Annotated in this window: 13 protein-coding genes and 1 pseudogene; 8 read left to right on the forward strand and 6 right to left on the reverse strand. The window is 74.3% G+C overall.

The window, feature by feature from the left end:
* Positions 1-5: 5 nt before the first annotated feature.
* Positions 6-2,810 carry an ATP-binding protein gene (locus tag AFB00_RS35630; protein WP_197520028.1) on the reverse strand — a complete coding sequence of 935 codons (2,805 nt, stop codon included), beginning with the start codon at positions 2,808-2,810 and terminating at the stop codon, positions 6-8.
* Positions 2,811-3,103: 293 nt separating this feature from the next.
* Here AFB00_RS35630 and AFB00_RS29545 point away from each other — a divergent pair, with 293 nt between their 5' ends.
* The 4 genes from AFB00_RS29545 (at position 3,104) to AFB00_RS29560 (ending at position 6,265) form a co-directional block, all read left to right on the forward strand.
* Positions 3,104-3,361, forward strand: a complete 258-nt coding sequence (locus AFB00_RS29545; RefSeq protein ID WP_197520029.1) for a hypothetical protein — start codon at positions 3,104-3,106, stop codon at positions 3,359-3,361.
* Positions 3,362-3,711: 350 nt separating this feature from the next.
* Positions 3,712-4,359: a LuxR family transcriptional regulator gene (locus tag AFB00_RS29550; protein WP_083276208.1), complete on the forward strand. Its 648-nt coding sequence runs from the start codon at positions 3,712-3,714 to the stop codon at positions 4,357-4,359.
* 116 nt (positions 4,360-4,475) lie between these two features.
* Positions 4,476-6,059 carry an acyl-CoA carboxylase subunit beta gene (locus AFB00_RS29555; protein ID WP_060711094.1) on the forward strand — a complete coding sequence of 528 codons (1,584 nt, stop codon included), beginning with the start codon at positions 4,476-4,478 and terminating at the stop codon, positions 6,057-6,059.
* Positions 6,056-6,265 carry an acyl-CoA carboxylase epsilon subunit gene (locus AFB00_RS29560; protein ID WP_060711093.1) on the forward strand — a complete coding sequence of 70 codons (210 nt, stop codon included), beginning with the start codon at positions 6,056-6,058 and terminating at the stop codon, positions 6,263-6,265. Before AFB00_RS29555 ends, AFB00_RS29560 begins: the two co-directional genes overlap by 4 nt.
* A gap of 6 nt (positions 6,266-6,271) precedes the next feature.
* Here the strand turns inward: AFB00_RS29560 and AFB00_RS29565 are convergent, their stop codons facing one another.
* Genes AFB00_RS29565 through AFB00_RS29575 form a run of 3 tightly spaced genes read right to left on the reverse strand, consistent with a single transcriptional unit; the run spans position 6,272 to position 14,212 of the window.
* Positions 6,272-9,082, reverse strand: coding sequence for an AAA family ATPase (locus tag AFB00_RS29565; protein WP_068800842.1), 2,811 nt, complete (start codon positions 9,080-9,082; stop codon positions 6,272-6,274).
* Positions 9,066-11,375 carry an ATP-binding protein gene (locus AFB00_RS29570; RefSeq protein ID WP_083276209.1) on the reverse strand — a complete coding sequence of 770 codons (2,310 nt, stop codon included), beginning with the start codon at positions 11,373-11,375 and terminating at the stop codon, positions 9,066-9,068. The genes AFB00_RS29565 and AFB00_RS29570 overlap by 17 nt, the downstream gene beginning before the upstream one ends.
* Positions 11,372-14,212: a helix-turn-helix transcriptional regulator gene (locus AFB00_RS29575; RefSeq protein WP_068800844.1), complete on the reverse strand. Its 2,841-nt coding sequence runs from the start codon at positions 14,210-14,212 to the stop codon at positions 11,372-11,374. Before AFB00_RS29575 ends, AFB00_RS29570 begins: the two co-directional genes overlap by 4 nt.
* A gap of 312 nt (positions 14,213-14,524) precedes the next feature.
* Between AFB00_RS29575 and AFB00_RS29580 the strand changes: the two genes are divergently transcribed.
* The 4 genes from AFB00_RS29580 (at position 14,525) to AFB00_RS29595 (ending at position 18,673) form a co-directional block, all read left to right on the forward strand.
* Positions 14,525-15,484: an ATP-binding cassette domain-containing protein gene (locus AFB00_RS29580; protein ID WP_060711089.1), complete on the forward strand. Its 960-nt coding sequence runs from the start codon at positions 14,525-14,527 to the stop codon at positions 15,482-15,484.
* The gene (locus AFB00_RS29585) at positions 15,481-16,308 is read left to right on the forward strand and encodes an ABC transporter permease (RefSeq protein ID WP_082375172.1); all 828 of its coding nucleotides are present in this window, start codon (positions 15,481-15,483) and stop codon (positions 16,306-16,308) included. The genes AFB00_RS29580 and AFB00_RS29585 overlap by 4 nt, the downstream gene beginning before the upstream one ends.
* Before the next feature lie 79 nt (positions 16,309-16,387).
* A complete protein-coding gene (locus tag AFB00_RS29590; protein WP_068800969.1) occupies positions 16,388-17,794 on the forward strand; it encodes a glycosyltransferase in 1,407 nt (468 codons plus the stop codon).
* Between the two features lie 30 nt (positions 17,795-17,824).
* Positions 17,825-18,673 carry a phytanoyl-CoA dioxygenase family protein gene (locus AFB00_RS29595; protein ID WP_068800845.1) on the forward strand — a complete coding sequence of 283 codons (849 nt, stop codon included), beginning with the start codon at positions 17,825-17,827 and terminating at the stop codon, positions 18,671-18,673.
* 73 nt (positions 18,674-18,746) lie between these two features.
* Here the strand turns inward: AFB00_RS29595 and AFB00_RS29600 are convergent, their stop codons facing one another.
* Positions 18,747-19,931: a cytochrome P450 gene (locus AFB00_RS29600; RefSeq protein WP_068800846.1), complete on the reverse strand. Its 1,185-nt coding sequence runs from the start codon at positions 19,929-19,931 to the stop codon at positions 18,747-18,749.
* A gap of 37 nt (positions 19,932-19,968) precedes the next feature.
* A pseudogene (locus AFB00_RS29605) lies at positions 19,969-26,925 on the reverse strand (SDR family NAD(P)-dependent oxidoreductase); the annotation flags it as partial.
* Positions 26,926-26,928 lie beyond the last annotated feature (3 nt).

Here is a 26,928-nt window from a genome sequence, read left to right on the forward strand (position 1 = left end):
CCGGTTCAGGCGGAGAGATCGGACCCGTCCTTCCACATCCGCCCCAGCGCCGACCGGCCGGACACCCTCAGCTTCCGGTAGACCCCGGTGAGGTGCTTCTCCACCGCCCGCACGCTGACCCCGAGCTCGCCCGAGATCTCCTGGTTGGTGCGCCCCTGCGCAGCCATCAGGGCGATTCGTTGTTCGGACCGGGTCAGGGCCCGGGGCGCACCGGAGTGCCCGCCCCGTCGTCCGGCCGGTGACAGATCGACCAGCACAGCCGGGGTGAGGCCGGCTCGCCCGGCGGCCTGGGCGGTCGCCGGGCGTGACGCGTCCGGCGGTGGATGCCCGACCCGGTCGTGCAGGGCGTGCAGTGACCGGAGCGCGCGGTCGAGCTCCCGGTCGTCGTTCGCGCTCCGCAGGACCTCGACCGCTTCGGTCAGCAACGGCTCGGCCCGGTCCCGCCCGCAGATCTCACCCAGCACCCGCAGCGCCCGGCCGAGCTGGATCGGGGCTCCCCAGGCCCGGGTGCGTACCAGCTCCTCCTCGGCTAGTGCACGCGTCTCGGACAGCTGGCCGAGACCCCGCCGGATCTCGATCACCCAGGGGCGCCAGGCCACGGCGGCGCCGTCCCAGCCCGCACGTTCGAAGCGCCGGCCTGCGTCGAGGCAGTACTCCAGGGCGGCGTCCGGGTCGCCGGCGTCCAGGGCGACCCTCGCCCGCAGCATCTGCAGGCACGCCCCGAACCCGTCGGGCACCTCGGCCGCAGCCCCGTACCGGGCCAGGATGTGTTCCGCCGGGCCCCGGTCCTGCAGGGCGGGCAGGATCGCGGCGAGGATCAGGCCCGGCAGCAGCGCGTCCTCGTCCGTCTCCTCGAAGAGTTCTAACGACAGCCGGACCTGTTCCTCCGCCTCGGGTATCCGGCCCGCGCAGACGAGCACGGCGGCGAGCTCGGCCCGTACGATCGCCTCGGTCGCCGTCGCCCCCTCGGCCCTCGCGTGGTCCAGGGCGACCCCCAACCAGGCCGGTAGCTCCTCGGGCGCGTCCGCCATGCACAGGCTGCCGACCACGATCCCGATCGTGCTGTGCACGTGCTGTGCCGACGACTCGCGGGCCAGGATCGTCCGGCCGACCGCGGCCACCGCGGCCGCCGTCCGCCGGCCGCTCAACGCGGCAGCGTGGATCAGGACGCAGGCCAGCTCCCGTTCCCCGGGCGTGTCCAGGGGAAGTCCCCCCGGCTGTCGCTCGAGCTCATCGAGCCGAGCGACCGCGGCGGTCACGCCGGCCAGGCGGTGCCTGTCGGCGTACAGCACACGGGCCCGGATCCGGAGCGCCAGTTCCCGGTTGGCATGGCCGGGATCGCTGACGCGGTCCAACTCCTCGGCCACGCCCCGCAGCATCGCGAGCACCGAGGAGGCGGCGCCCTCGAGCGCGAGCGGCATCGCCCGGCACAACGCGTCCGCCCGCGCCGTGAGCGGGGCCAGCAGCGGGACCGCCGCGACGACGCGGCGCAGGCCCAGGCCGGCGTCGACCGACCGTTCCAGGGAGGCCAGCTCCACCAGCACCTGGGCCCGGTCGGCCTCCGGTGCGTCGGCCAGCAGTGCGTGGCGGAGGTAGCGGATCGCGGTCCACGGTTCCCCGCGGCGGGTGGCCAGCACGGCCGCCTCACGCAACGCGCCGATCGCCCACCGGGGGTAGGAGCCGGTGACCGTCAGCAGGTGCGACGCGATCCGGTCGGGCGGTATGCCGTCGTCGTGCAGCAGCGTGACGGCACGCAGGTGGGTCTGCCGTCGTTCCTCGGCCGAGCCGAGCGTGGCCAGCGCATCGGCGACCACTCGGTGCCGCAGCCGCGGGCGCCGGCCGGGCCGGATCAACCCGGCCGCACCGGCCACCCGCCGGGCTGCGTCGATGTCGGCGTGGTCCAGCCCTGCCAGGCGGGCGAGCAGGGCGTCGTCTGCCACGTCCCCGACGACGGACAGCGCGACGAGGTACCGCCGTGTCGGCTCGGGTAGCAGCCGGACCGCGGCCGCCACCCGGTCCCGCAGCCGCGCCGGCGTACATGCGTGGACCTGCTGTTCGCTCACCCTGAGCCCGTCGGACGGCGCGGCCCGCAGCTCCTCCACGATCGCGTCAAGGAACAGCGGGTTGCCCTCGGAGACCTCGCCGAGGGCGGTGACGACCGCGTCGTCGGTCCTCGTCCCCAGCCGGGCCCGGGCCACGTCCGCGATCCCCTCGGCGGTGAGCGGGCGCAGCGGGCGGACGACGTCGGCGCGGGCGAGGAGCTCGCCGATCGCGGTGTCGCCGACCGGGACGTCGGCGTCGGAGGCGGCGAGCACGACGGTCAACCGGAGAGCGGCCGAGCGCCGGCCCAGGTGGTCGAGCCACCGCAGCGAAGCTGGGTCGGCCCGGGTCACGTCGTCGACGAGCAGCAGGCCGGGCCGGACCGCGGTGAGGTCGCGCAGCACCTCCAGCAGAGCCTCGGACACGGCGTCCGAGGATTTGGCCGGCCCGGCCCCGGGGTGCTCCGGCGCGGGGAACAGGTCCGGCGCGTCGCAGCCCAGGAGCTGGCGTACGACCCCGAACCCGTACCCGCGTTCGGCGGCGGCCCCGCGGGCCCGTCGGACCAGCACGTCGCGCTCCGCCGCCCGCCGCGCACATTCCGCGAGCAGGGCGGTGCGCCCGGCACCCAGCGGCCCGGTGACCACGACCAGCCCCCCGGTCCCGCCGAACGACCGGTCGACCATCCCGTCGACGGCGGCGATGTCATCGTCCCGATCGGGCAGGACGGCCCGACCGCGGACCGGGCTCACCGGAGCGGCATCAGCGTTCATGCGACCTCCGATCCGTCGGGTGTGGACGTAACGATCGTGCCCCATTCGACGAGGTCCCGACTCGGGAAAACACTGGATGTCACCGCACGTCATCGAAAGTTTCCTAACCGGACCAGCCTGGATCACGATTGTGCGATCGATCGGATACTGGTGATGTCCGGGTTCCGTTCCCCGGAGACTCGTGTCGGCGCGCGCGGCACGACCGCGGGTGAGCACATGTCATCGCCCGGACCACGGGTGGACGCCGGCGGGGGACAGAGGGGTTCCACCGCGCAGAGTCGGGAGGGGTGGCCGTGGAACCAGTTCCCGGGCTGTCGGTCAGGGTGTTCGACACGGGGTGGATGGAGATCACCCGCCCGGACAGTGCGGACCGCCTGCTCTGCGATGAGATGGGCACGGCGATGTGGATAGCGCTCTGTCAGGAGTCGTGGCGACTCGGTGACGCCGTCGCGTCGCTGTCACGGACCTGGGAGGCCGACCCCTGGTCGATCCGGGACCAGATGTGCGACTGGATCGCCGACCTCACCGACGCCGGCGTGCTCCAGCACTGACCCCGGCCCGGCGACGCCCCCACGCGGCGGGGCCCCGTGGGACACCGCGGCGCCCGGCACACGGCCACGCGTCGGTCCGTCCGCGACCCGTGTTGGGCCGCCCGGCGACCCGGCGCGTACCGCGGACCCTCGGCACCGCACCACACCGTAGTGATCGCGGTCATACACCGAACCGCCCCCGTACCGAACTCCACACCCCCCGCAGCCACAGTGTTAAACGCTTACGCCCCGGCGTCGTTGACGCCCGTCGCTCACCCTTCCTAACGTCGGAAACGTCTTCACATCAGGCTCCTGCCACGCGTCGTCGCGTTCGGGCAATGCGCGTTCCATGAACCTCCGGGGAGTAATACATGCGAGTCAGCACATCCGAGAGAGTGACCGGGGAGCGCCTCTCCAGCGATTCCACGAGCGCCTGCATGCTCTCCTTGGACCGCAGCCTGCGCATCGTGGCGGCGAACCAGGAAATGTTCCGCCGATTTCACCAGACGGACACCGCGAGTATCTGCGGGTCGCCATTCTGCACACTCGTCCACCCGAGCATCCGGACCCGACTCCGCAATCAGCTCGAGCGCCTGCTCGACGGGCAGCAGCCCCGCGTCTACGAACGCTCGGTCGCCCTGCTCGGTCCGGACTCGACGGTGTGGGGCGACCTGATGGCGACCGCAACCGCTCGGGATGCAGGCCGGGTCGAGGGCGTGATGGCCGTGCTTCGCCCCGTCGAGGGCGACGCCGGACCGATGGCCGGCAGAGGCGCACCGCGCAAGATCCTGTCCGACATGGACGCCCGCATCCTGGAGGGTGTCGCCTCCGGGGCCTCGACCGTCCAGCTGGCCTCGACTCTGTTCCTCAGCCGCGGCGGAGTGGAATACCACGTGACGGCGCTGCTCCGGAAGATGAAGGTGAAGAATCGCCCAGCCCTGATCTCGAAGGCTTACTCGATGGGCTTCTTCGAACTCGGCTCCTGGCCGCCTCAGGTGGTTCCCGACCACGTCAAGTGAGCCCGCTGTCCGGTTCGGCCGTGCAGGGATCGGCTTGCCGGCGCGACCGGACGGATTCGCACGACGGATCGCGTGGCGCCGAGTGCCGGCGACCGACCCGAGACGATGGGAACGATATGACTGCGACCAGCGACATCGACGCGGCGACGCAGGACCTGCGATCGCGGGTGGCCGAGCTGCACGCGACACGGCGGGAGGCCCGGCTGGGGCCGTCGCGTCAGGCGACGGAGCAGCAGCACGCCCGCGGCAAGCTCACCGTGCACGAACGACTCGACCTCCTCCTCGACCCGGGGTCGTTCCGCGAGATCGAGCAGTTCCGCCGCCACCGCGCCACCGGGTTCGGTCTGGAGGACCGGCGCCCGCACACCGACGGTGTGGTCACCGGCTGGGGTCGGATCGACGGGCGGACCGTCTTCGTCTACGCCCACGACTTCCGGATCTTCGGTGGTTCCCTCGGTGAGGCGCACGCCACGAAGATCCACAAGGTGATGGACCTCGCCGAGTCGGCCGGTGCGCCGTTGATCAGCCTCAGCGACGGGGCCGGGGCCCGGATCCAGGAGGGGGTCACCGCCCTGGCCGGTTACGGGGGAATCTTCCGCCGGAACGTGCGCGCCTCCGGCGTCGTCCCGCAGATCAGCGTGATGCTGGGCCCGTGCGCCGGGGGCGCCACCTACTCCCCCGCGCTGACCGACTACGTGTTCATGGTCCGCGACATCTCGCAGATGTACATCACCGGACCTGACGTGGTCTCCGCCGTCACCGGCGAGTCGATCACCCACGAGGAGCTCGGTGGCGCGCACGTGCACGCCACCGAGACCGGAGCGGCCGCCTTCGCCTACGACGACGAGGAGACCTGCTTCGCCGACGTGCGGCACCTGGTGTCGTTGCTGCCCTCCAACAACCGGGAGCTCCCGCCGGTGGTGGCCACCGACGACCCCCGGGACCGGATGACCGGCGCGCTGCTCGACATCGTCCCCGCCGACACCTCCCGCGCCTACGACATGCACGACGTGATCGCCGAGGTCGTCGACGACGGCGACCTGTTCGAGGTACACGCGACATGGGCCACCAACATCATCTGCGGGCTGGCCCGGCTGGACGGGCACACGGTCGGGATCGTCGCCAACCAGCCGTCGTCGATGGCGGGCGTGCTCGACATCCATGCCTCCGAGAAGGCGGCCCGGTTCGTGTCGACCTGCGACGCGTTCAGCATTCCGCTGGTCACCCTGGTCGACGTCCCGGGCTTCCTGCCCGGCGGCGACCAGGAGCACGGCGGGATCATCCGGCACGGAGCGAAGCTGCTCTACGCCTACTGCGCCGCCACGGTCCCCCGGGTGCAGGTCATCCTGCGCAAGGCCTACGGCGGCGCCTACATCGTGATGGACTCGCGCTCGATCGGCGCCGACATCTCGCTGGCGTGGCCGACGAACGAGATCGCCGTGATGGGGGCTGAGGCGGCGGCGAACGTGGTCTTCCGCCGTGAGATCGCCGCCGCACCGGACCCCGAGGAAGCCCGGTCCCAGCGGATCAAGCAGTACCGCCAGGAGCTGATGCACCCCTACTACGCCGCCGAGGCGGGTCTGGTCGACGACGTCATCGACCCCGCGGAGACCCGGGCGGCGCTGGTCGAGGCCCTCGCCGTGCTGCGCGCCAAGCGGACCGAGCTGCCCCAGCGCAAGCACGGGAACCCGCCGACGTGAGCGCCTCGGCCGACACCCGCGATCCGGGGTCGCGGATCCAGATCAGCGGCGGGTACCCGGACGAGACCGAGATCGCCGCGGTCACCCTCGCCGTGCTCGCGTCGGCCGGCGCGGCGCGGCCACGGCGGGACCCGCCGCGCCGGGTCGTCACCTGGCCCGGCCACGGAGGGTTCGCATCCCCGGCGAGCTGGGCCGGGGCGGCCTGATCCGGCTCAGCCCGCGCCGGGCAGCGCCGCCCGCCCGCTCACCCCGAGCTTGCGGTAGACGCTGGTCAAGCGCTTCTCGACGGCCCGCCGGCTGATACCGAGGTCGTCGGCGATCGCCTGGTTGGTCGCGCCCCCGACGGCCAGGCGGACCACCCGGCGTTCGGCCTCGGTCAGCGGATCAGGGCCCTCCGGCCCGGTGGGCCCGGCCGCCGCCTCCGTGGCGGGCTCGGCCGGTGGGGTCCCGCCCGCGGCCGGGGCCGGGGCCGGGTCGACCGTCGCGGCGGCGTCCGCCCCCAGCTCGGCGGTGCGCTGCCGGCCCCGACGCACCAGCTCGTCCCCGGCCGGATCGCCGGCCCGGGCGAGCCGCCCGCCGAGCGCGATCTCGGACCGGCCCAGCTCGCGCAGGTCGCCCGAACCGGCGAGGACGTCGACGGCAGCACGCAGCTGGGCGGTGCCGTCGGCGCCCTCGGCCAGGGAGCCTCGGATCCGCAGGGCGCGCCCCAGCGCGGCCGGTGCGCCCCACGCCTCGGCCAGGGTGAGCTGTTCGTCGGCGTAGGCGACCGCGGCGTCGTACTCGCCGCGCCGCCCGTACAGCCGCGCCGCCCAGCCCCGCCACGGGAACAGCGCCGGGTTGCGCCATCCCAGGTGGTCGAGGTGGCGGCCGCCGTCGAGGAAGCACTCCAGCGCGAGATCCGGCTCCTCGTGTGCGCAGGCCCTGGCCGCGCGCATCATCTGGTGCGTCACGTGGGCGAGCAGACCGACGCCGGGTGGCCGATCAGTGACGGCGCGTCCCGGCACCAGGACCCGCGAGTCGAGCGCGGCGGCCAGGAGCGCGGCGTGGAACGCCGTGGGGGGTCCGGCGGCCCGCAGGACGCCGGGCAACGCTGCCGCCGCCACCCGTCCCTGCGCGAGCTGCACCAGAGCGAGCTCGTCGGCCGATGCGACGGCCGGGTCCCGGTCCCCCTGACCGGCCAGCCACGCCTCGACGGGGGCCGGACGGTCGGCGGCGACCAGCGCCAGGACGAGCAGACCGCGTGGTCCGTCCCCGGGCGGCACGCCGGGCGGGGGTGGCAGCTGCCGGGCGGGTGTGATCCGCAACAGACGCTCGCCCAGGTGCGCGATGTCGCGAGCCGGAACGTGCCCGGTCAGCGTCGCCGCGTGGAGCAGCACCCCGACCAGCTCCCGCCCCGCCGAGGTGCTCAGCATCGCGTCCGGAGCGCGGAGCACCTCGCGCAGCAGGTGGCACGACTCGGCCAGCCCCTCCGGGCGTTCCTCCGCCATCCGCCGGGCACGGGCCCGGATCCGCAGGGCGACGGTCCCGTCGGCGTCCCCCGTGTCCGCGCGGCGGATCGCCTCCTGCACCGAGTCCGGGGCATCGCGGCACATGGCCGGGTCGATCAGGGTGAGCGCCGCGGCGCGGTCCCGGGCCGAGTCGAAGAGCGGGAGGGCCTGCGCGACGTGCCGCACGGCGGTGCACGGCTCGACGAAGCGCTCCACCGAGGCGAGCTCGACCAGCAGCACTCCCCGCTCGCGGCTGGTCGCCCCGCTGTCGAGCAACGCACGGCGCAGGCAACGGATGGCGGTGTCCACGGCGTCGGGGTCCGGTACGCCGGAGTGCCGAGCGTCGGGAACCGGCGTCGCGGCGGCCTGCTGCGCTGCCGCCCGCAGGACCTCGATGGCCCAGGTGGCCAGCGGTGCGGTCACGGCCAGCAGGTGGCCCGCGACCTCCAGGGCGGGATGGCCGAACTCGTGCAGGTACCGGGCGGCCCGGTGGTGCAGGTCCTCCCGTTCCGCCGGCTCGGTCGCGACCTCCTCCACCAGCGGGTGCACGACCCGGACGACCCCCTGTCCTGTCAGGAGACCCTGCTCGACGAGCGACGCCGGGACGGTGCGCAGGTCCGCCCGGTCCAGCTCGCCGAGCCGGCGCAGGACCTCCGGGTCCGGCCCCGCACCCAGCACCGCAACCGCGCGCAGGTAGCGCCGCGCCGACGGGTCCTGCCCGCGCACGCACCGGGCGAGCCGCTCCCGCAGTGCCACCGGCCGCGCCGCACGCACCGCCCCGGCCTGCGCGGCGTCCGGCCGGACACCGGCGGCCACGAGCTCGCCGAGCACGGTGTCGAGGATCAGCGGGTTGCCCGCGCAGGTCTCGTGACAGGCCAGGACGAACTCGGGGGCGGCCGCGGGCCAGAACCGCTCCGCGATCACGGCGTCGACCGCCTCGGGCGGGAGCCTGCGGGCCCGCAGCACGGCGGCGCTGCGGGCGAACGCGCGGACCGGCGGCCGCTGCGAGCAGGGGTCGCCGTCGAGTGCCGTGGCCACCAGGACGACCGGCAACCCGGTCACACGGACCGCGAGGTGATTCAGCCAGCGCTGCGACGGGCCGTCGGCCCACTGCAGGTCGTCCACGCACACGGCGACCGGGCCGCCGGCGGCCACCGCCTCCAGCAGGTCCTGCAGCTCCTGGATCCACCGGTGCGCCACCGTCGGGTCGTCGGCATCCGCGGGCACGTACGCCAACGCCTGCGGAACGTCGCGGCCTGCGAGCCAGCGCTCCCGGTCGCCGCGCGCGGCGGTGGCCAGCAACGGGTCGAAGAGCTGACGGGCGACGCCGTGGTCGAAGTCCTGCTCGACGACGTCGGCGGTGGCCCGCAGGACCCGCAGCCCGGCGGCGACGGCGATGTCGGCCGCGGCGTCCAGCAGGGCGGTGCGGCCGGTGCCGAGACCGCCGCCGAGCAGGATCGCACCGCCCCGGCCGTCCGCGGCGCGCAGGACGGCGTCGCGCAGCACACGCAGCTCCGGCTCACGGTCCCGCAACATGCGACAACTCCCGTCCCAGCGCCGCGACCGCGGCCCCCGCGACCGCGATCGGCCCCGGCGCGCCCCATCGGACGGCCAGCCGGTGCTCGTCCCGCGCGATCCGCAGCGCGGCCGCGTGCTCGTCGCAGGCCGCGAGAGCCGCCGCGGCCGCCGAGCGCCACGGCACGAGAGCAGGGTTGACCCGGCCCCGGTCCAGCAACAACCGCCCGCACCTCATGAACAGTTCGAATCCGGCCCGGGCCCCACCCCGGGCGGCGTGCACCCGCCCGAGGGCGTAGGCCAGGAGCGCGATGCCGGGCCGGTCGCCCCCGACCCCGTGCCTCGCCGACGCCACGACGGTCGCCTCGGCGAGGTCGCCCTCGGCGAGGTGCAGCAGGATCTGCACGGCCGCGACCAGCGGGTCGCCGCCGCCCGGCCGGGCCCGTCCCGCCGACGCGGCCCGGGCAGCACGCAGGTCGCGCCGGGCGCCGTCGAGGTCACCGGCGCGCAGGGCGACCAGCGCCGTCATGGCCAGGATCGCGGGCGGCACGCTCCGGTCGCCGGCGAGGTCGAGCAGCACCGGTTCCAGCGCGCGCAGCGCCTCGTGGGGGCAGCCCGCCACCTCCAACGTCATGGCGGCCATGACCCGGGGCATCACCGGTGTCCACCCGGCGTCCGGAGCCGCCAGTGCCTCGCGGGCGAGTCGGGTCGCCGCGGCCCGGTCCCGGCCCCGTACCGCCTCGGACCAGGCCAGGGACCCGCTCGCGGCGGCGGTGGACGCGGCGGGCGGGGGGTCCGTCCCCGGCCCGGCGGGCTCCGGTGCGCACGACGGTGCCGCCAGCAGGTCGTCGTAGCCCAGCTCGTCGGTCAGCCGGGACAGCGAGAGCAGGTCCCGGTGCGCGGTGGTGTCGCCCGCGCACCGACGCACGGTGATCGCGAGTGCGCGGCGCGCGGCACCGACGTCGCCGTCGGCCAGCAGCAGGTCGGCTGCCTGCGCCCCGTGCGGGCCGTCCGTAGGATCCGCCTCCTGCACGACCAGGGCGAGCATCCGGCGGGCCGCCACCGGCTCGGTCCACGACCTGGCCGTGGCCAGCTCGACCATCAGCGGCCCGGACAGCCCCGGCGGGACCGGTTCGAGCAGGGCACGTTCGGCGCACGCGGCGGCCGCGGCGTGGTTCCCGCGACCCCGGTGGCCGCAGGCGACCCGGTACAGCAGTTCCGCGCCCCAGGGCTCGCCGAGCGTCGGGGCCGCCAGCAGCGCGCGGGCCACACCGTCGTCCGGCAGCCCGGCGCGGACGGCAAGCGCCGCGGCCCGGGCGAACAGGCCCCGGCGCCGGTCGGGGTCGATCCCGGCCAGGACCACGTCGGTGACCACCTCGTCGCAGAGCAGCAGGCAGCCCGGCCCGCGGACCAGGCCGGTGGCGGCCAGCCTGGTCCGCACATCGGCCCCGGTGGACGGGCCGGGCCCACCGATCCGGTCGACCACCGGCCAGAGATCCGGGCCGCAGACGGCCGCCGCGCGCAGGGCCGTGACCAGGTCGGCCGGGATCCCGTCCAGTACCGCCCTGACCTGCTCGGCGCGCGCGAGTGCCGCGCACCGGCGCAGCTCGGGTACGGCCGGGGAGGTCGGGGTCACGGACCGGTCGAGCCGAGCCAGCGTCGCGGCGAGGACGGCCGGGTTCCCCCCGGTCGCACGCCGGGCCACGACCGAGAACGCGCGGTCCGGCGCGGCGCCGTAGGCCGCGGTGACGGCGGCGCGGACGGCCGCGAGCGGCAGCGGCCCGGTCCGGAGCGTGACGTTGGCGCGGACGGCCGGGGCCCCCGCCCACTCCGCTGCCTCGTGTGTCCCGTTCGCCGCCACCAGCACCCCGACGGGGGCCCCGTGCCGGTGTCGCAGCAGCATCTGCAGCCAGCGCTGCGACTCAGTGTCCGCCCAGTGCAGGTCGTCCACCACCAGCAGGACCGGTCGCCGGTGCGCGGCGTCGAGCACGAGTCGACACCACCGGTGCAGGAGCGCGGTGTCCGCCGGTGCGCCCGGGGCGCGCCGCAGCTCCGCCGACCCGTCGAGCGGCCGGAGCAGCCCGTGCACGACCCCCAGTGGGTACTCGCTCTCCGCGACCACCGCCCGGGCGGTCAGGACGCGCACACCCCTCGCGCGCGCCCCTGCCGCCGCCGTGTGCAGCAGGCGGGAGCGCCCGGTGCCGGGCTCGCCGGTGACGGTGACGACCGTCGAGGTCCCCGCCGCGAGCGAGTCCAGGGCACGACCGAGGGCCGCGGTCCCGCCGCCACGCACGCGGATCGTGGGTTCGCTCATCCCCGACGGACCCGGGCGCCGCTCACGATCTGGGCCAGACCGGCCCGGTCGGCGACCCCGAGCTTGCGGAACGCGCTGGTCAGATGCACCTCGACGGTCCGCAGTGTGATGAACAGGGCCTCCGCGATCTCCCGGTTGCGGGCACCGTCGACGGCCAGGGCCACCACCCGACGTTCCGCGCCGGTCAACGGGTCCAGCGGCGAGCCGGTGGGTCTGCGCATCCGGCCGCCCGCCCGGACGAGCAGCTCCCGCGCCGCGGTCGCCGCCCGCAGCGCGCCGCAGCGCGCCGCGAGGGTCGCTGCGTGACGCAGGTGCTCGCGCGCGGCCTCGGGGTACCCGAGCTCGAGCACGGCACGGCCGAGCCGGAGGTAGGCCAGGATGAGCTCCATCCGCGCCGGGGAGTTCTCCAGCACCGCGACCGCCTCGTCGAGCAGCTCCGGTCCCCCCGGCCCCGGAGTGATCACCCCGCGTGCGATCAGGGCCAGCCCGCGGCTGCGGGCGGTGCCCCACCGGGCGGCGCTCTGCTCACCCAGCTCGACCATCCCGCGCGCCGCCGCGGCCCGGCCGGTGTCGGCGAGCAGCACTGCGGCGTGGGCCCACCAGGGCGCCAGCATCGGGTTGGCGATGCCCGCGGCGTCCAGGCTCTGCCCGCAGCGGCGGTAGAGGGCGAGTGCCACCTCGACGTCGCCCGTGTCGGCACTCGCTCCGGCCCGCGTCATCAGGTAGAGGTGGTACTCCCAGGCGAAGTCCTCCAGCCGGGGCCGGCTCAACCCGTCCAGCAGGGCCAGCGCTTCCTCCGGGCTGCCCTGCAGGTGGCGCACACTCGCCAACGCGATCGTGGGCACCACGGTGTTGCCGCGCCACGCCTCCTGCTCGGCCACGTCGAGGGCGGCCTGGGCGTCGTCCTCGGCCCCGGCGAGGTCGCCGACGAGTAACTGGTTGGCCGAGCGGGTCCCGATCGCGAGGCTGTAGGTCCAGGCCGAGGCCTGCCGGCGGCTCTGGGTGACGAGCCGGTCCAGCACCGCCGTGGACTCCTCGACCTCGTCGGCCAGGCGGAGCACCAACGACGACGCCAGTACGGCCCACCCGCCCAGGGTGGCCTCGTCGACGAGCAGGACCCGCCGGGCCATCTCCACCGCGGCGTCGGCCCCGTCGCCCTCCATCGCCTTGGCGACGGTCATCATGGCGAGCTTCTGCCGCTCGGCCGGGGTCCGTCCGGCGGGGACCGACATCCGACGCAGCCGGGCGATCGTCTCGGCCACGGTGCTCTTCTCGTCCAGTCCCGCCACCAGCAGCGCCGCCTCGACGTGGGTGCGCAGCTCGGTCGCCTCCGGGCCGGAATCGGTGTCCGCCGCAGTGTCCAGGGCGTCCAGGACGTCCTGGAGGATCCGGGCCCCCTCCGGTGCCTGCTGCACCGCGAGCGAGGTCATCGCCAGCTGCACGGCCACCCTGGCCCGGGTCGGCAGGTCCGGCGCGAGGTCGAGGGCCTCGCGCAGCTGCCGGACCGCCTCGTCCGGCGCGGTCTGCCCGAGTGCTGCGGCCAGCCGCATCCGCACCCCGACGTCGTGCGGCCGGGCCTGGAGCACCGGGGCCAGGTACCGCGCGACGGCGGGCTGTGCGCCCCGGTGCCCGGCCGCGGTCGCGGCCTCGAGCAGCACGTCGGCCATCCAGGGCTCGGAGATCTCGGGCAGTGCCAGCAGGACGGCGGCGACCGACTCGGCCGGGCGTCCGGCGTCGCTGAGCACGCGCGCGCCGCGCCGCCGCAGCTCGGTCAGCCGGTCCTCGGGCAGCCGGCGGAGCACCGCCGAGCGCAGCAGGTCGTGCCGGAAGTCCGTGCGGCCCGGAGCGAACACGTCGGTCCGGACCAGGATGTCGACCGCGTCCTTCACGGAGCCGGCCGGTACGCCGGACAGCGAGGCGAGCACATCGGTGGCCTCGGCGCCGACGACGGCGACCGCCGAGGCCACGGCCGCGACGTCCGGCGCGACGACGTGCCGCTCGACCAGGCGGTCGAGCACCTCGCGCCCCAGCTCGTGCACACGTCCGGTCGCCTGCTCCCGGGTCACCGGGCCGAGCTCGGCGACCAGGCGTTCCACCAGCAACGGACTGCCGCCGGAGGCCTCGGCCAGCGCGTCGAGTAGGTCGGCGTGCAACGGCTCCGCGTCCAGCGGGCCACGGGCGACGGCGAGACGGGCGATGTCCGCGCGGCCCAGCGGGCGCACCTGTTTGACGTCCACGCCAATCTGTCCGCCGATACCGGCCAGCCGGGCCGGGAGCGTTCCCGTCTCGTCGGTGCGGGTGGCGAGCACGACCGCCAGCGGCAGACCGGCGCAGCGGCGCAGGAGGAAGGCCAGGAAGGCCAGGGACCCGTCGTCACACCACTGCAGGTCGTCGACGACCACGAGCAACGGGGCCTGCGTCGTGAGGTTGACCGTGAGCCAGTACAACCCGTGCAGCACCGGGTAGACGTTGTCCGGATCGGCGCCGGCGAAGTCCTCGGCCAGCGCGGACATGCTCCACCGCGCGCCGCCCTCGAGCAGCTCGGGGCTCCCCGCCCCGGAGCCGAGGCCGAGCGGACCGAACAGGTCCCGGACCACGGCGAAGGACACGTCGGCGGTCTGTTCGCGGCCGCGGGCCCGCAGCAGGCGCACGTCCGCACCGGGCGGCCGCGTGTCGCACAGCTGGTCGAGCAGCGCGGACTTGCCGATTCCGGCCCGGCCGACCAGCAGCCGCACGGCGGGCTCCCCGGCCGCAGCGGCGACGAGTGCCTCGGCCAGCCAGGCCGATTCGACGTCACGGCCGACGAGGCGCCTGCGACCGGGGCTGTGGTCGGACATCGATGGACAAACCTCCGGGATCGACCGGTCCGGTCGGCACACGCGCCCGGACCGGAAGATCATCAGTCTAGGCCAGTTCCGCGACATGCCGGGCGGAACGGACGAGTGGGGCCGGGAGAGGCCGCACACCCCGGTCGCCCGGCGACGGCGCGACCTGCCCCGTGCACCGCGCCCGCGGGGAACCACGGGTCCCCCCAGTTCTGAGGTGCTACGACCGGTTCGACAGGGCGCCCGCACCCTCGCATCGTGGCGGCGACCACCCGCGGCGCCCGCCGTCCCCGGCGGCCCGATCCATCCTGCAGGGAGTGCCCCATGACCCGCGCCAGGTCCGATGAACCGATCATCGAGGCGATCGGGATCGGCCGCATGTTCGGCTCGACCCCGGCGTTGGCCGGAGTGGACCTGACCGTCGGCCGGGGGACGGTGATGGGTCTGCTCGGACACAACGGCGCCGGGAAGACGACCCTGGTCAACATCCTGACCGCGATGGTGCCCCCCACGTCCGGAACCGCCAGGGTGGCCGGCTTCGACGTCAGCCGGGAACCCGGTGAGGTCCGCAAACGGATCGGGCTGACCGGGCAGTACGCCTCGGTCGACGAGAAGCTGTCCGCGATCGACAACCTGGTCCTGCTGGCCCGCCTGCTGGGGGCGTCGAAGACCCGCGCCCGCGCCCGCGCCGACGAGCTGATCGAGGCGTTCGGGCTGACCCACGCGGCGTCCCGGAAGGCGCGCACCTACTCCGGCGGGATGCGCCGCCGGCTCGACCTGGCCGCCTGCCTGGTCGGCAACCCCGAGGTGATCGTCCTCGACGAGCCGACGACCGGCCTGGACCCCAGCAGCCGCCGGGCGATGTGGGACATCGTCACCGGCCTGGTCGACGAGGGCACCTCGGTACTGCTGACGACCCAGTACCTCGACGAGGCCGACACCCTCGCCGACCGGATCACCGTCCTGTCCTCGGGCCGGGTGGTCGCCTCCGGCACCAGCGCCGAGCTCAAGAGCCAGGTCGGGCAGCGCACGGTCACCGTCACCCTCGCTCCCGGATCGGCCACCGGCACCGCACGGTCGGCGCTGGTCTCGGCCGGGACGGCCCCGGCCGTGCGCGACGACGGGACGATCGTCGTGCCGATCAGCGCGTCCCGCGAGACCGCCACGGTGATCCGGGCGCTCGACGAGGTCGGCATCGACGTCGCCGAGCTCGCGTTCGGCGAACCGACGCTCGACGACGTCTACCTCGCACTCGCCCACGGAACCCCGGAGTTCGCGGCATGAGCACCCCGGCCCTGCGTCCCGCGCCGACCGCCGAGCGCTGGCACGGCGCCCCCTTCGTCCGTCAGGTCACCATCCTCACCCGCCGGCAGCTGTACGCGATGGTGCACGACCCCGGGCTGGTCGTGTTCGGGCTGATCCAGCCGTGCGTCCTGCTCTTCCTGTTCACCCAGATCTTCAGCAACATCATCCAGACCTCTGTGCTGCCCGCCGGGACGTCCTACCTGGACTTCCTGATGCCGGCGGTGCTGGTGAACCATGTCGTGCAGTCCTCCACCCAGTCCGGGGTGGGCCTGGTGGAGGACCTGGACAACGGCATCGTGTCGCGGTTGCGCTCGCTGCCGATCCGACCGGTGTCGATGCTCCTGGCCCGCAGCCTCGCCGACCTGGTCCGCAACGTGGTCCAGATCGTGCTCCTGCTGCTCATCGCGTTGGCGCTGATGGGCTACGCCCCGCAGGGCGGGCTCAGCGGGATCCTGGTCTCCTGCGCGTTGACGCTGTTCCTCTGCTGGTCCCTGAGCTGGATCTTCCTGGCCATCGCGGCCAGCACCCGCAGCGCCGAGACGATGAACAGCATCAGTGTCCTGGCGGTGCTGCCGCTGATGTTCCTCTCCAGCGGGTTCGTGCCGTTGCAGGCGCTCTCGCCGTGGCTCGCGGCGATCGCCGGGGTCAACCCCCTCACCTACGTCATCGAGGCCAGCCGCAGCCTGGCCATCGGTTCCGACCCCGGAAACCTGGTCACGATCGCGCTGTTCACCTGCCTGGTGCTCGCCGCGGTGGGCATCGCCGGTGCCGTGCGCGGCTTCCGCGAGCCCGTCCTCACCTGACCCGACCTGACCGGGTCTGGGGATTCCCCGCGTCCGGACGTGGGACAACGGTCCGGGCATCCAGCGAAAGGTGATCTCGATGCAGCCGACCCGGCAGCCGATCGTGTTCGTCAGCCATCCGGAGAGCGGGCTGTTCAACCCGATGCTGGTGCTGGCCGAGGAGCTCTCCCGCCGCGGCGTGGCCGACCTGTACTTCGCCGCCGACTCCTACCGGCGCGCCGATGTCGAGGCCGCCGGGAGCCGCACCCCGATCACGTTCGTCCCGCTCGGCGACAGCGTTCCCGAGTGGACGGCCGCCACCTGGGACGACGAGACCTACCGGGCCGTGACACAGCGGTCCCGCTTCCGGGCGCACCGGGCGCTGATCGAGCACACCTTCCACCCCGAGGCCTCGATCGAGAAGTACCGGCTGCTCGAGGCCGCCGTGGAGCGGATCGGTCCGGCGCTGATGGTCATCGAGAGCATGTGCGCCTACGGCGTCGAGCTCGCCATCACCAAGAAGATCCGGTACGCGCTCAGCAACCCGTTCATGCCGAGCAACCTGCTCACCTCGCACGTGCCGCTCATGCGCTCCTACACCCCGCGGCGGTTCCCCGTCCCGCACTCCGGCCTGCCCTACGACATGACCCTCGCGCAGCGGATCACCAACGAGACGTTCAAGTGGCGCACGGTCGGCATGTCGCTGCAGAAGACGATGCGTGAGCTCCTGCGACGCGACCGGAAGGTCACCGCGGAACTCGGCATCGCGCCCGAGGCCAAGGGCTTCCTGTCCCGGGTCGACCACGCCGCGCTGATCCTGAGCTACACGGTCGCCGAGCTGGAGTACCCGATGTCCTACCCGGACACGATGCGACTGGTCGGCACCATGGTCCCGCCGTTGCCGCAGGCTCCCGACGACGGCGGGCTCGGTGCCTGGCTGGACTCCTGCGACTCGGTGGTCTACATGGGCTTCGGCACGGTGACCCGGCTGACCCGCGAGCACGTCGGGTCCCTGCTCGAGGTGTGCCGGCGGCTCGGCGAGCAGGGGCACCACGTGCTCTGGAAGCTGCCCCCCGACCAGCAGACGATGCTGCCCCCGGCCGAGATGCGGCCCGACACCATGCGGATCGAGAGCTGGGTGCCCTCGCAGCTCGACGTCCTGGCGCACGAGAAGGTGCGGGTCTTCCTGACCCACGCCGGCGGCAACGGGTTCCACGAGGGCCTCTACTTCGGCGTCCCGCTCGTGGTCCGCCCGCTCTGGATCGACTGCGACGACCAGGCCGTCCGCGGCAGCGACTTCGGGGTGAGCCTGACCCTGGACCGGCCGGAGACCGTCGACGTCGCCGACGTCATGGACAAGCTCGACCGGGTCCTGCGCGACCCGGCCTTCCGCGACCGCGCCGCGCACTACCAGCGGCTGCTGCGGCAGGCCGGCGGGCGGCGCACCGCGGCCGACGAACTGCTCGGACTGCTCACGCCCACCGCAACCCCCACCCAGCCGGCATGACCCCATCACCACCGAGACCGGGAGATCACCATGTCACCCCAGCTCAGCCGACTCCCCGCCGACGCCAGCGTCGATGAGGCGTCGGAGATCCTGGACCGCGACGGCGGTCTGATCGCCGAGAACCTGATCGACCGCGACACCCTCAAGGCGCTGTGGGCGGATCTGCGACCGGCACTGGCCGGGAACGAGTACGGCACCAACTCCTTCGCCGGGCAGAAGACCAAGCGACTCTCGTCGCTGTTCGCCCGGTCCAGGCAGATGGAGAAGCTCGCGCTGAACCCGCTGTTCCTGGGTGTCGCGCGGGCCCAGATCCAGCGTGCGTCGGCCGAGCAGTTCGGGTCCCAGCGCGTCGAGATCACGCCGAACATCCAGGTCAGCATCACCCAGGCGATCCAGATCTGGCCCGGGGAGAGCCAGCAGGTCGCGCACCGCGACGACGTCGCGCACCTGCTGCCCTGCCCCGGCCCGACCAACCGGGTCCAGATCATGCTCGCGATGAGCGAGTTCAGTGCCGAGAACGGTGGCACGGTCGTCTACCCGGGCAGCCACCGCTGGGAGGCCGACCGGTCCCCGAAGCCCGAGGAGGCGGTGGCCACCGAGATGTCGCCGGGCTCCTGCCTGATCTGGGTGGGCGGCCTCTACCACCGGGGTGGACCGAACCGCTCCCCCGGCCCGCGCACCGGCCTGACGATGTCCTACGTCCGGGGGAACCTCCGCCAGGAGGAGAACCAGTACCTGGCCGTGCCGCGCGAGATCCTCCGGGAGTACCCGGAGGAGCTGCAGCGCCTGCTCGGCTACGACATCTGCCCGCCGAACCTGGGCTGGGTCGACAACGAGGACCCGCACCGGGTGCTGCGGGAGGACGCGACCGTGTCCTGACCACCCACCGGTCACACGACAACGGCCGCCCGCGGAGTCCGCGGGCGGCCGTTCTCGTGGTTGGAGGGTGTCCTCACCAGGTGACGGGCAGGTGGTTGAACCCTCCGGACAGCGACACCGAGTCGGCGTCGAGGTCCAGCAGGGGGGTGGTGGGTCGCAGCCCGGGCAGGCGCCCGAACAGCGTCACGAACGCCGACTGCAGCTCGACCCGGGCCAGCGGGGCGCCGACGCAGTGCCAGATCCCGTGCCCGAACGTCATGTGCGGGTTCGGGTGGCGCTCGACGTCGAACTCGGAGGGACGGTCGAACTCACGCGGGTCGAAGTTGGTCAGGGTGAAGTCGAGGAGCACCAGGTCCCCCTCGCGGATGGTCACGCCACCGATCTCGATGTCGGCGTTGGCGTAGCGCGGCAGGCTCGAGTCGCCCGCCGAGGCGGTCCGCAGCACCTCCTCCACCGCGTGCTTGAGCACGGTGGGGTCCGCCTGCGCCGCGGCGCGCTGCTCCGGGTACTCGGCGAGCAGCACCACGCCGACGTCGATGTGGCTGACCACACTGTCCAGGCCGGCGAACAGGAGTCCGGCGCACCGGGTGGCGATCACCTGGTCGGACAACCCGGCCTCGATCAACCGGCTGATCACGTCGTCGCCCGGGTCGGACCGCTTCCCGGCGACGAGGTCGTTGAGGAAGGCCGACATCGCCAGCCCGGCATCTCGGGCGCTCTGCGGGTCCGTCAGCACCGCCATCGCGCCGAGGAGCTCGAACATCCGGCCGCGCTTGTCCGGGGCGACCCCGATCAGCCCGTAGAGCACGTTGAGCGCGAACGGCATCGAGAAGTCACGGTGCAGGTCCGCGGGAGGGCCGGCCGCCTCCATGGCGTCGACCAGCTCGTTCGCCGAGGCGTCCACCATCGGTCGCAGCGCGTTGATGCGTCGCAACGAGAACATCGGGCTCAGCGTGGAGCGCATGTCGGTGTGCTCGCGCATCCCGGTCTCGCCGTCACCCTCGATGATCAGCATGTCCATGAACGGGTTGTCCATGTAGCGCGGCGCCGACGCGGGGTCCTTGTGCGAACGTCCGACCCGCTTGTCCATCAGCAGTTGTTTCAGCTCGGCGTACCGGGTGACCAGCCACGCCTCGTCGCCGGCCGGGGTGCGCACCCGGTGCACCGGAGCCTGCTCCTGCAGCCGCGCCATCTCCTGGCTCGGGCGCAGGCGCTGCTTCGGCCCGGTGGCGACCGTCGGGATGTCGTTCGTGGTCATGACGGATCCTTCCTGTTCGGGATCGGGGCCGTGCTGTTCACCGGGTGGCCGCCTGCAGGCTGGTGAGCCACTCCTCCATCGCCTCGGCGGTCACACCGGAGTGCTCCTTGGCCATCGTCAGGTGGTCGGCGTCGATCGTGAGCACCGCGTCGGTGTCCAGCGGAGGCGCCTCCTGCGGGCCCTTCCCACCGGGCAGCGGGATCGACGCGCGGACCAGCAGGGTGGGGGCGGTCGTCTCGCCCACCGGGCGCAGCGCGGCCGCGCGGTTGTACCAGTGCACCATCGCGGTGAGCCGGGTGCTGGTGAGCGCGACCGCCGGTGAGTCGATGTCGGCGAGGTAGTAGCGGCCGACGCCCTCGTAGTCGGCGCCCTCCCCCTCGGCGTAGCGCAGGCTCATCGTGTCGAGCATGATCACCGCCTCCGGCTGCACCCCCCACCGCTCCTCCATCAACCCGGCCGCCTCGTAGGCCAGCGAACCGCCGGTGGAGTGCCCGACCAGCACGAACGGTGCTCCGTCCGCGGCCCGGAGCACGCTCTCGGCGACCGACTCGATCGCCGCCTCGCCGGTGGCCGGCAGCGTCTCACCGGGCTCGAACCCGACCAGCGGCAGCGCGAGCACCCGGCGGCGGCCACGGAAGTGCGCCGCCAGCCGCGCGTACTGGTGCACGCCGCCGGTCGCTCCCGGCGCGCTGACGAAGATCAGCTTCGGTGTGGTCGGCCCGTCGGCGAGCACCACCGGGGAGGCGGGCCGCTCGAGCTCCGAGGTCCGGCTGAACGTCGGACGCAGTGCGGCGACCGCGTCCAGCATCTGCATCGCCTCGACGCTCTTGTCCCGGCGCACCGCCGCGAGGAACAACCCGACCAGGGTCTCCTCCGAGTCGGTGTCCACCGCGACGGCGGCCGGCTGCCCGCCCTCGGTCGGTGCGTCCGCCGCGACCAGGTGCCCGGCGAGCTCCTCGTGCAACCAGGACGCGAGCCGGTCGGGGGTCTCGTTGTCGAAGACCACCGAGGCGGGCAGCGTCAGGTCGAGTTCGCCCGCCAGGTGGTTGCGCAGCTCGACCGCGACCAGCGAGTCGAACCCCAGGGAGAGAAACTCCTGGCGCGGGTCAATCGCCGTCGTGTCGGTGTGCCCGAGCACGGAAGCCGCACGGCTGATGACCAGCTCGCGCAGCAGCTCCTCCCGGGCGTCGGCGTCGAGGCCGCGGAGCCGGTCCAATGTGGTCTCGGTGGTCCGGCGCGTCGCCGCTCCCGAGCCGCGCAGCACCGACGGCACGGCGCCGGCCACGGCCGGCCCCCTGACGTCCGGCCGTACCGGCACCACGACCGGCTCGGCCGTGGTCAGCGCCGCGTCGAACAGGGCGAGTCCGCGCTCGACCGGCAGTGGCGGCATCCCGGATCCGCTCATCCGCGCACGGTCGGCGTCGGTGAGCCCGCCGACCATGCCGGCCTCGCTGTCCCAGGGGCCCCAGACCAGCGACGTCCCCACCCGTCCCAGTCCGCGGCGGTGCTCGGCGAGCGCGTCCAGGAACGTGTTCGCGGCGGAGTAGTTGCCCTGTCCGAGGCCACCGATCAGCCCGGAGATCGAGGAGAACAGGACGAACGCAGACAGGTCGGCCTCGGCCGTGAGCTCGTGCAGGTGCCAGGCGCCGTCGACCTTGGGCCGCAGGACCGCGTCCATCCGGTCGGGGTTCAGCGAGTCGAGCATGCCGTCGTCGAGGACACCGGCGGCGTGCACGACGGCGGTGAGCGGGTGCTCGTCGGGGATGGTGGACAGCAGCGCGGCCACCTCGTCGCGCTCGGCGACGTCGGCCGCCAGCACCGTGACGTCGGCGCCGTGCGCGGTCAGCTCGGCGCGCAGCTCCAGGGCCCCCGGGGCGTCCGGGCCGCGGCGCCCGGTCAGCAGCAGGTGCCGCACGCCGTGCTCGGAGACCAGGTGCCGGGCCAGCTCGGCGCCGAGACCACCGGTGCCCCCGGTGATCAGCACCGTGCCGTCGGGGTCGCGGGCCGGCGGCACGGTCAGCACCAGCTTGCCGACGTGGCGGGCGGCACTCATGTGCGTGAACGCGGCCCGGGCGCTGCGCACGTCCCAGGTACGCACCGGCAACGGGGCCAGTACCCCGGATTCGAACAGTTCCAGCAGCGTCTGCCACATCGCCGCGATCCGGTCCGGGCCGGCTTCCATCAGGTCGAACGCCCGGTAGGCGACACCGGGCAGGGCGTCCGGGTCGCGGACGTCGGTCTTGCCCATCTCGACGAACCGGCCACCGTCGCCGAGCAGCCCGAGCGAGGCGTCGACGAACTCACCGGACAGCGCGTTGAGCACGACGTCGATGCCGGCGCCGGCCCAGGCCGAGGCGAAGTCGGTCGTGCGCGAGGAGGCGATGTGGTCGTCGGCGACACCGAGGTCGCGGAGCACGTCCTGCTTGGCGTCGCTGGCGGTGGCGTAGACCTCGGCCCCGAGGTGGTGGGCGATCTGGATCGCGGCCATGCCCACCCCGCCGGCGCCGGCGTGCACCAGGACCTTCTCCCCCGCACGCAGGCCGGCCAGGTCGACCAGCGCGTACCAGGCGGTGAGGAACACCAGGGGCACCGACGCCGCCTGCGCCCAGGACCAGGGCTCCGGCACCCGCACCAGCAGACGCTCGTCCGTGACGCCGATCGGCCCGAACCCGCCGAAGACCAGGCCGGTCACGCGGTCGCCGGTGCGCAGACCGGTCACCTCCGGACCGGTCCCGGTGACCTCGCCCGCGGCCTCCCCGCCGAGCAGCCCGGCCTCCCCGGGATACATGCCCAGCGTGGTGAGGGCGTCGCGGAAGTTCATCCCGGCCGCCCGGACGCCGATCCGCACCTGGCGGCCGGTCAGCGGCTCGGTGACCTCCGGGCACTCCACGAGCTCGAGCCCGCTGATGCTGCCGGGCCGGGCGGGGTGCAGCCGCCAGACGGGTCCGGGCGGCACCAGGTCCGGCCCGGCGCTGAGGGGGGCCAGACGGGCCACCCGCACCGCGGCGTCGCGCACCGCGACCTGCTGCTCGTCGGCACCGAGCAGGGCGGGGAGCACCGACGCCGAGGCGAACGCGTCGTCCAGGTCGGCCAGCAGCAGCTTCGCGCCCAGGATCTCCACCTGGGCGGCGCGCACCAGGCCCCACACCGCCGCGGCGGCCGGGTCGCGCAGCGGCTCGGCGTCGACGGAGACGGCGCCGCAGGTGACGAACACCAGCCGGGTCGCCGCGAGCGCCGGGGTGGACTGCCACTCCTGCAGCAGCGCGAGCACCCGATGGGTCAGCGTGTGCGCGGTGGCCGGGACGTCGACGTCGTCCTCCCCGGCGCCTGCGGTGCCCAGCGGGACCAGGAAGACGTCCGGCAGCGAGCCGTCCTCGCCGACCGCGCCGCCCAGGGCGTCGGCGTAGGCCGTCACGGCCTCCCCCGCCCGGTGCAGGGCGTAGCCGAGGTCGAGCTCGTCGCCACCGACGACGGCCCAGCGGGTCCCGGTGGCGGGCTGGGCCGCGGTACCCGGCACCCAGCGGATGCCGGACAGCTGACCGGCGGTCCCGGCGCCCGCGCCGGATGCGGCCCGCACGACCAGCGACGCCACCGACAGCACCGGGTCGCCCTCGGCGTCGGTGACGGCGATCTCGACGCCGTCGCCCGTGCCGGGACGCAGGCGGGCACGCAGCACCGAGGCCCCGCTGCGGTGCAGCGACACTCCGTTCCAGGCGAACGGGAGTGCGCCGCCGTCGCCCCGGCCGATGAACACGTTGGCGTGCAGGACGGCGTCGAGCAGTGCGGGGTGCAGCCCGTACCCGTTCGCCGTCGCGGCCGACTCCGGCGCGACGACCTCGGCGAACACCTCGTCCCCGCGGGTGTAGACCGACCGAAGACCCCGGAAGGCGGGCCCGTACTGCAGGCCGGTCTCGGCGTAGCGTTCGTAGAACCCCTCGAGCGAGACCTCGGTCGCGCCCGCCGGCGGCCACACGCCGCCGTCGAAGCCGAGGTCGACCGGGTCGCCCGCCAGGGAACCGACCGCGTGCACCATCCACTCGCCGCCGTCCGGGCGGGCGTGCACGGTGATCTCGCAGCGGTCGTGCCCGTCCGGTTCCCCGACACGGACCTGCACCGTCACCGCGTCACGGTCGGGCAGGACGACCGGCGCGACCAGCGTCAGGTCCTCGATCCGGTGCCGGCCGACCGCGTCGCCGGCCCGGTTCACCAGCTCGACGGTGGCCGCACCGGGCATGATGACGTGCCCGCCGACGACGTGGTCGGCCAGCCAGGGGTGCGAGCGCACCGACAGGTGCCCGGTCAGCACCGTCTCGCCGGTACCGGCGACCGGGACGGGCGGGCCGAGCAGCGGGTGTCCCGTCGTCGCCGGCCGTGGCCAGTAGCGCTCGTGGCGGAACGGGTAGGTCGGCAGATCCACCCACCGGGCCCCGGTGCCGGCGAACAGCGCCGGCCAGTCGACGGCGACGCCGACGGAGTGCATCCCGGCCAGCGCGGCGACCGCGGACTCCTCCTCGCTGCGGTCACGGCGCAGCAGCGGGACCACCGTGGCCGACGCCGGGAGCGACTGGGCGGCCGCCGCGGCGAGCACACCTCCGGGCCCGACCTCGACGAACGTGGTCACGCCCGCGGCGGACATCGCGCGGACGCCGTCGGCGAACCGGACGGTCTCCCGGACGTGGCGCACCCAGTAGTCGGCGCCGAGGTCGGTGGCCGGCTCGCCGGTGACGTCGGAGATCACCGGGATGGTGGGCTCGCCGAACACGATCGGGGACAGGGCGGCCCGGAAGTCCTCGAGCATCGGGTCCATCAGCGGGGAGTGGAACGCGTGGCTGACCGAGAGCCGCGTGCTGCGCCGCCCGCCCAGGCCGGCCAGCACCGCGTCGACGGCGTCCTCGGCGCCGGAGAGCACGACCGCGCCGGGGGTGTTCAGCGCGGCCACCGACACGACGCCCTCGAGCAGCGGCGTCACCTCGTCCTCGGTGGCGCGGACCGACACCATCACCCCGCCGGCCGGCAGGGCCTGCATCAACCGTCCGCGGGCGGCGACGAGCCGGGCCGCGTCGGGGAGCGAGAGGACCCCGGCGACGTGCGCGGCCGCGATCTCGCCGACCGAGTGCCCGGCGAGCATCCCCGGCCGCACGCCCCACGACTCGACCAGCCGGTAGAGCGCGACCTCGACGGCGAACAACGCGGGCTGGGCCCATCCGGTCTGCTGCAGCACCGACTCGTCGTCGCCCCACACGACCTCGCGCAACGGGCGGCCCAGGAGCGGGTCGAGCTCGGCGCAGACCGCGTCGAAGGCCTCGGCGAACACCGGGAAGCGGGCGGCGAGCTCCCGGCCCATCCCCAGCTGCTGCGAGCCCTGGCCGGAGAACAGGACGCCGACGCTGCCCGTTGCGTGCGCGGCGCTGCCACGTGCGAGCTCACGTACGTCGTCGGCGGTCGGCGCGAGCACCGCCCGGTGGTCGAACAGCGTCCGGCCGGTGGCGAGCGCGAAACCGACGTCGGTCGCCGAGGGGCCGCCGGGGGCGGCGAGCGCGCCGATCCGCTCGATCTGGGCGTCCAGCTCGTCCGGGGTCCGGGCGGAGACGACCCACGGGACCAGGCCCGGGACGGGGGTGCCGGTGTCCGCCTCGGGGTCGGGGCCGGTCTGCGGTGCCTGTTCGACGATGACGTGGGCGTTGGTGCCACTGATCCCGAACGAGGACACCGCGGCCCGGCGCTCCCGGCCGGTCTCCGGCCAGGGCTGCGACTCGGTGGCCAGCTCGACGGCGCCCTGTGTCCAGTCCACGTGGGAGGACGGCCGGTCGACGTGCAGTGTCGCGGGCACGGTCCCGTGTCGGATCGCCTGCACCATCTTGATCAGCCCGGCGACGCCGGCCGCGGCCTGGGTGTGACCCAGGTTCGACTTCACCGAGCCCAGCAGCGCGGGTCGCTCGCGCTCGGCGCCGTAGGTGGCCAGTACCGCCTGGGCCTCGATCGGGTCGCCGAGGCGGGTTCCGGTGCCGTGGGCCTCGACGACGTCGACGTCGGCCGGGCCGAGACCGCCCGCGGCCAGGGCGTCCCGGATGACCCGCTGCTGGGAGGGGCCGTTCGGCGCGGTCAGGCCGTTCGAGGCGCCGTCCTGGTTCACCGCGCTGCCGCGGACCACGGCCAGTACCGGGTGCCCGAGCCGCTCGGCGTCGGCGAGCCGCTCCACCAGCAGCACCCCCACGCCCTCGGACCACGCGGTGCCGTCGGCGGCGTCGGCGAAGGTCTTGCAGCGCCCGTCCGGGGCGAGGCCGCCCTGGCGGCTGAACGAGCTGAAGTTCGCCGAGGTCGACATCACGGTCACGCCCCCGGCCAGTGCCAGCGAGCACTCTCCGTCGCGCAGCGAGCGCGCCGCGAGGTGCAGCGCCACCAGCGACGACGAGCAGGCGGTGTCCACGGTCAGTGCCGGGCCCTGCAGACCGAGCGCGAAGGACAACCGGCCGGACATCACGCTGGCGGCCAGGCCGGTCGAGGCGTGCCCCTCCATGTCGACGTCCGCGGCCAGTGCCAGGTGGATGTAGTCCTGCCCGGAGGTCCCGACGAACACCCCGGTGCGGCTGCCGCGCAGGCCACGCGGGTCGACCCCGGCCCGCTCGAGCGCCTCCCAGGAGACCTCCAGCAGCAGGCGCTGCTGGGGGTCCATCGCGACGGCCTCGCGCGGGGAGATGTCGAAGAACCCGGGATCGAAGTCGCCCGCGCCCTCCAGGAACCCGCCCTGGTCGGTGGCGCTGCGGCCGTCGCGGAGCGCGTCCATGTCCCAGCCGCGGTCGGCGGGGAAACCGGAGATGGCGTCACCCCCGGTGGAGACGAGCTCCCACAGGTCCTCGGGGGATCCGATCCCGCCGGGGAACCGGCACGCCATGCCCACGATGGCGACCGGCTCCTGCCGGCCGGCCTCGACCTCGGCCAGTCGTCGCCGCGCCTCGTGCAGATCGGCGGTGACCCACTTCAGGTAGTCGACGAGCTT

This window comes from Pseudonocardia sp. HH130630-07, from assembly GCF_001698125.1.
Lineage (GTDB): Bacteria > Actinomycetota > Actinomycetes > Mycobacteriales > Pseudonocardiaceae > Pseudonocardia.

Bases quoted from the DNA above. Each gene is read 5' to 3' on its own strand.
- AFB00_RS35630 (WP_197520028.1), bottom strand. From the start codon at position 2,810: ATGAACGCTGATGCCGCTCCGGTGAGCCCGGTCCGCGGTCGGGCCGTC.
- AFB00_RS29550 (WP_083276208.1), top strand. From the start codon at position 3,712: ATGCGAGTCAGCACATCCGAGAGAGTGACCGGGGAGCGCCTCTCCAGC.
- AFB00_RS29555 (WP_060711094.1), top strand. From the start codon at position 4,476: ATGACTGCGACCAGCGACATCGACGCGGCGACGCAGGACCTGCGATCG.
- AFB00_RS29565 (WP_068800842.1), bottom strand. From the start codon at position 9,082: ATGTTGCGGGACCGTGAGCCGGAGCTGCGTGTGCTGCGCGACGCCGTC.
- AFB00_RS29570 (WP_083276209.1), bottom strand. From the start codon at position 11,375: ATGAGCGAACCCACGATCCGCGTGCGTGGCGGCGGGACCGCGGCCCTC.
- AFB00_RS29575 (WP_068800844.1), bottom strand. From the start codon at position 14,212: ATGTCCGACCACAGCCCCGGTCGCAGGCGCCTCGTCGGCCGTGACGTC.
- AFB00_RS29580 (WP_060711089.1), top strand. From the start codon at position 14,525: ATGACCCGCGCCAGGTCCGATGAACCGATCATCGAGGCGATCGGGATC.
- AFB00_RS29585 (WP_082375172.1), top strand. From the start codon at position 15,481: ATGAGCACCCCGGCCCTGCGTCCCGCGCCGACCGCCGAGCGCTGGCAC.
- AFB00_RS29590 (WP_068800969.1), top strand. From the start codon at position 16,388: ATGCAGCCGACCCGGCAGCCGATCGTGTTCGTCAGCCATCCGGAGAGC.
- AFB00_RS29595 (WP_068800845.1), top strand. From the start codon at position 17,825: ATGTCACCCCAGCTCAGCCGACTCCCCGCCGACGCCAGCGTCGATGAG.
- AFB00_RS29600 (WP_068800846.1), bottom strand. From the start codon at position 19,931: ATGACCACGAACGACATCCCGACGGTCGCCACCGGGCCGAAGCAGCGC.